Origin of the sequence: Flavobacterium sp. (assembly GCF_029242675.1) — a bacterium.
GTDB lineage: Bacteria > Bacteroidota > Bacteroidia > Flavobacteriales > Flavobacteriaceae > Flavobacterium.
Genome location: NZ_JAQWTM010000020.1, coordinates 1 through 4166 on the forward strand (window position 1 = coordinate 1; position 4166 = coordinate 4166).

The window sequence follows — 4166 nt, forward strand, 5'->3', positions numbered from 1 at the left end:
CGGGCTCTACTGGTTATTCTTTAAGTTGTGGCGGTCCTATCTTAACACCTGATGTAAAAAGTTTAGTCATAACTCCTATAGCGCCTCATAATCTTAATGCGAGACCACTCGTTATTCCCGATGAAACAATTATTCGACTAAAAGTATCAGGACGCGAGGACAATTATTTAGTTTCACTAGACTCGCGCATCACCTCAGTGGCTAATGAATCTATTTTGACAATTAGCAAAACTCCTTTCCAAATCAACATGGTAGAGATACCTGAGGAGACTTTTTTAAAAACGTTACGCACAAAACTACTTTGGGGAGAAGACAAGAGAAATTAATTCTTTTTAAGCAAACATACGATTTGACTGCTTTTTACCGTTTAATTTTCAACATATCAATTTTTTCATTAAGTTATTGTGCTATTTTTTAAAAAAAAAGCACATTTAATTCAATGCGCATTGATTCGAATCGATAATCATTATATTTGCACGCAATTTAAATTAAAATGAACAAAATATTCAGCTTATTTACATGCCTTTTTCTCACTGTTGGTGCGCATTCACAAATACACGAGCTAGGAGTTTTTTTAGGAGGAAGTAACTATGTAGGTGACGTGGGATCCACGACTTATATAGCCCCAAATGAACCAGCAATAGGTTTGCTTTACAAATGGAACAAAAGCCCAAGGCACTCTTGGCGTGTTTCCTATACGCAAACAAAGCTTGCTGCCGATGACTTCGATTCTAAGGAACCGGGAAGAAATCAAAGAGGCTATCGTTTTGAAAATAATGTAAAAGAAGTATCTTTAGGTCTTGAATTTAACTTTTTTGAATTTAATTTGCATGAATTAGGACATAAGATAACACCTTATGTCTTTGGTGGAGTAAGCTATTTTAGGTACGATCAATTGTACGTGCTTTCAGGGTTGACTCAGGAAGATGAAAAAGCGAACGCATTTGCTATTCCTGTAACGATAGGTATAAAATCATCTATCACACCTAGATTAATTCTAGCAGCAGAAATAGGAGTACGAGCCACACTAACAGATAATATAGACGGAAGTAATCCGACAATAGAAAACAGGAAACCTTTGCGTTTCGGAAATTTAAATAATAATGACTGGTATGTCTTCTCTGGTGTAACATTAACGTATACCTTTGGACAAAAACCTTGCTATTGTGCAGACTAAAAAATGAACTTACTAGATACTATAGATACTACAAACTTACCTACTCATTTGGCCATCATCATGGACGGAAATGGACGTTGGGCGAAGCAACAAGGTTTTTTAAGAGCATTTGGTCATGAAAATGGAACAAAATCAGTAAAAACCATCATTGAAAGCTGTGCTAGGCTAGGTATTAAAAACCTAACTCTTTACGCTTTTTCATCAGAAAATTGGAACAGACCTAAATTAGAGGTGGACACCCTAATGAAAATACTAATTAAATCATTAAAGAAAGAATTAGTTACCTTACAAAAGAACCAAATCAAATTAAATGCTATTGGGAATTTATCAAAAATGCCTGAAAAAGCACAAAGTGAGCTGCTGGATGTCATAGAAAAAACGAAAGACAATACGCACATGACCTTAACACTAGCCTTAAGCTACGGGTCGCGAGAGGAATTAGTCAATGCGGTAAAAAACATCAGTGATAAAGTTAAAAATAATATAATTTCAATTGACACTATTGACGATTCAATTATAAATGAGCATCTTTACACGCAAAATTTACCAGATGTAGATTTATTAATACGCACAAGTGGTGAGCATAGAATAAGTAATTTTTTACTTTGGCAGATAGCATACGCAGAATTATATTTTACTGACGTATTGTGGCCCGACTTTAAAGAACAAGATTTATATGAGGCTATCATTAGTTATCAAAAAAGAGAACGTAGATTTGGAAAAACAAGTGAACAAATTAAATAATTTTTTAGTGTTGAATAAAACTATAAAAGCAATCCTTTCCCTAGTCCTATTAGGAAGTTTTTCTCAAATGAAAGCGCAAGACAGAGTGCCTTTTGACCAAGGAAAAAAATACATCTTAGCCGAAGTAAAACTTACTAATAAAATAAGTTTCAACGATCAAACAGTAGTCACATTTGCAGGCCTTGAAAAAGGACAAAAAATAACAATTCCAGGAGAAGAAATAAGTGCTGCCATCAAAAAACTAGGTAAATTAGGACTTTTTGATGAAATTAGCTTTTACATCAACCATATCCAAAACGATAGTGTTTATCTTGATTTAGACATCAAAGAATTACCTAAACTTAAAGAGGTGAAATTCGTTGGTGTGAAAAAAGGAAAAGTAGAAGGGTTAATCAAAGACAATAGCTTAACTAAAGGTAAAGTAGTCAATGAAAATTTAATTACTACTACCAAAAATTACATTGAAAACAAGTACAAAAAAGATGGTTACTACAACACTAAGGTAAATATCAATATTGTAAAAGACACTGCCGCTGTTAATCAAGTTAACATGTTAGTGAACATCGACAAAGGTGATAAGATTAAAATTAGTTCAATTGACTTCGTAGGAAACGAAAAGATATCAGACAAAGCATTGCGCAAAGCAATGAAAGACACCAAACAAAAAAACCCAATTAGAATCTTAAAAGCTTCGAAATTTATAAAAGCTAAATACAAAACAGATTTAGAGAAGGTAATTGCGTCATACAAAGAGAAGGGATACAGAGATGCGAGAATCGTATCTGATTCCGTGACCTACAACAAAGACAAAAATACCCTGGCCATCAAAATCAATGTAGAAGAAGGAAATAAATATTATTTTGGTAATATCAAATTCCTAGGAAACACGGTTTATCCTGACCAACTACTAAGTAGAATTTTGGGTGTTAAAAAAGGAGAAACTTACAACGGAGTCCTTCTTGAAAAGCGAATTGCAGATAAATCAAAACCGGATGGTGAAGATATTACTAACTTGTACCAAAATAGTGGTTACTTATTTAGTAACATTAATGCCGTAGAGGTAAAAACCGTTAATGACACGATCGATTTTGAAATTAGAGTATTGGAAGGCCCGCTTGCCTACTTTAACAAAATTACCGTGACCGGAAACGACAAGACCAATGACCGTGTAATTTACAGAGAATTACGAACTAAACCAGGAGAAAAATACAGCAAAGACGAATTAGTTAGAACAATCCGCGAGATTGGACAACTCGGCTTCTTTGATCCAGAGGCTATCAATCCGGCATTTAAGAATGTAGATGCATCAGCAGGAACGGTGGATATTGAATACCAATTGGTAGAAAAAGGTTCCAGCCAAATAGAACTCCAAGGAGGTTATGGTGGTGGTGGTTTCATTGGAACACTAGGACTGTCGTTCAACAACTTCTCAGCCAGAAACATGTTCAACAAAAGCGCATACAGACCTTTACCAATGGGTGATGGACAAAAGGTATCTTTACGTTTACAAGGGAGTACTTATTTCCAAACATACAGTGTATCCTTTTCTGAACCATGGTTTGGAGGAAAAAAACCAGTACAATTTAGTAGCTCTATTTCGTACAGTAAACAATTCTTGAATAACTTCCAAACGCAACGAGTGGATAAAACTAAGAGTTTTAATATCCTAACGGTATCGGTTGGATTGGCAAAAAGATTAACAGTGCCTGATGATTATTTTGTTTTATCACAGTCTTTGAGTTATCAATTTTATGATCTAAACAATTATAATACAGGTTTATTTACCTTTGGGAATGGATCATCTAGAAACTTAGCTTATACAGTAGGATTATCTAGAAGTAATAAAGGAGTAAACCCTATTTTCCCAACTTATGGATCAGAGTTTAGTATTTCAGCTAAACTAACACCTCCATACTCTTTGTTAAATGGTGTTGATTATAAAACTTTAGGCGATCAAAAAGAGAACAAACAAGTAAATACAATAGATAAAGGTAACCAAGTTGATGCAAATGGCAACATTGTAGGTATTGGTGATTTTATTGATGCAGCTGGTAATAAAGTGTTTAATTTTCAAGATGCTGCTCTTGATCAAGCAAAAGTGGACCAAAAACGATTTAATTGGTTAGAGTATTATAAAGTTAAATTCAAAGCTGATTGGTACACTAAAGTTTACGGAAAATTCGTTCTTAGAGCTTTAACTGAATTTGGATTCTTAGGTGCCTACAATCAAGATAGAGGTTTAGTA

At 34.2% G+C, this 4166-nt stretch carries 3 protein-coding genes and 1 pseudogene; all 4 read left to right on the top strand.

Going from position 1 to position 4166, the window contains the following annotated elements; genetic code table 11:
• Positions 1 to 326: pseudogene (gene ppnK, locus P8M54_RS00635) on the top strand (NAD(+) kinase); the annotation flags it as partial.
• A gap of 167 nt (positions 327 to 493) precedes the next feature.
• Positions 494 to 1177: a DUF6089 family protein gene (locus tag P8M54_RS00640; RefSeq protein WP_300283827.1), complete on the top strand. Its 684-nt coding sequence runs from the start codon at positions 494 to 496 to the stop codon at positions 1175 to 1177.
• A gap of 3 nt (positions 1178 to 1180) precedes the next feature.
• Positions 1181 to 1921, top strand: a complete 741-nt coding sequence (locus P8M54_RS00645) for an isoprenyl transferase (RefSeq protein WP_300283829.1) — start codon at positions 1181 to 1183, stop codon at positions 1919 to 1921.
• On the top strand, positions 1854 to 4166 hold a 2313-nt coding region (locus P8M54_RS00650), incomplete at its 3' end, for a POTRA domain-containing protein (protein WP_300283831.1). The genes P8M54_RS00645 and P8M54_RS00650, both read left to right, overlap by 68 nt.